General features: G+C 48.8%; 2 protein-coding genes. Both read left to right on the forward strand.

Annotated features, from left to right (window positions below):
• Positions 1-252 (forward strand): 3'-5' exonuclease (locus ACTXGO_RS13650; protein WP_443574904.1); only part of this gene is annotated, 252 nt, incomplete at its 5' end.
• Between the two features lie 49 nt (positions 253-301).
• On the forward strand, positions 302-1,473 hold a 1,172-nt coding region (locus tag ACTXGO_RS13655; RefSeq protein WP_443574905.1), incomplete at its 3' end, for a magnesium transporter.

Raw genomic sequence — 1,473 nt, forward strand, 5'->3', positions numbered from 1 at the left:
GTCGAAGAAGAACGGCGCTTGATGTATGTCGGTATTACCCGCGCGCGCCGTGAGCTGACGTTAACTTTAGCGACTCAGCGCCGTGCAGGCGGACAGATGCGCGTGACCTCAGAATCACGGTTTTTGGATGAGCTACCCGAGGATCATATTGACTGGCCTGCCAAAGCAAAAAAGAAAAAGGCTACCAAAGACCCAGAGGCTGTCGCTGATGAGTATCTGGCCAATATTCGAGCGCTGCTAGGCAATCGCTAAACGTAAATACTAACCCCTTATTTTTCCCCTTTAACCTATTGGATTGATTATGTCTGCTACTACGCCAAATCCTGATCGTCAGACCACGCTACCAGTAGACTATAATCCGTTAGAGTATAGCGCTGAATACAAGCTGTTATACTTGCAAGAATTAGTCGCTGATAAGTCCTATAACGCGATTACTGAGTTTTTAGCTAAGCAGTCTGAGTACGAAATCGCCAACCTGCTCGAGTCATTCCCGAGTCAAACCCGATTGCTCATTTGGGAGCAAATACCAGAGGAGCTAAAGGGCGAAGTGCTCGCGGAGCTAGAGGTCGAGACGCGCCAGCCCTTGATGGAGAATATCTCCTCAAAAGAGATCTCTTTATTCACCCAAGACCTTGACGCGCAAGACATCTCTGAGATCTTAGAGACCGTCACCGACACAGTGCGTACCTCAGTCATGGCGACCTTGGATGAAGACGTACGCGTTCAGGTCAATAAGCTCGACACCTATGAAGACTGGGAAGTAGGTAGCTACATGGATCCAGATATCATTCAGGTGCATGATGATATTAGTTTATCGCAAGTACAAGACTGGCTGCGCGCAGAAGAGGATTTGCTCGATGATCAAAGCCAAGAGCTACTCGTTGTGGATCAAAGCCAGCAGCTCCTTGGACTACTCAGCCTAGTGGATTTGATTAAACACGATCAAAACCTATTGGTCGCAGACTTCATCGATCCTGCAGTTACCATCAACGATCGCTTAGATATTCAGGACGCCGCTGCGATTTTTCGCTCAGAGGATATCCGTTATGCGCCTGTGATCAATGATTTTGGCGAGCTGGTCGGACAATTAAATGGCGAGGACATCATGGAGATTATCCAAGATGATGTCGATAGCACTATGAAGAATCTGGCAGGTGTCAGCCAAGACGAAGAGCTGTTCGCACCTATCTTGACCAGTGCCAAGAGTCGTAGCGTATGGTTAGGTATTAACTTGGGTACTGCGCTTTTAGCCGCAGCGGTCATCGGTCAGTTTGAAGAGGTGCTCGCGCAAGTAGTCGCCCTTGCTATTCTTATGCCCGTTGTAGCGAGTATGGGCGGCATCGCAGGCTCTCAAACGCTTACTGTGGTCATTCGCGGTATGGCGATGGGTCAAATTGGCGGGTCTAACCGTGTTTGGCTACTCAACAAAGAGCTATGGGTAGGCGCGATAAACGGTATTATCTGGGCGATAAT

Source organism: Psychrobacter sp. T6-1 (assembly GCF_052258445.1).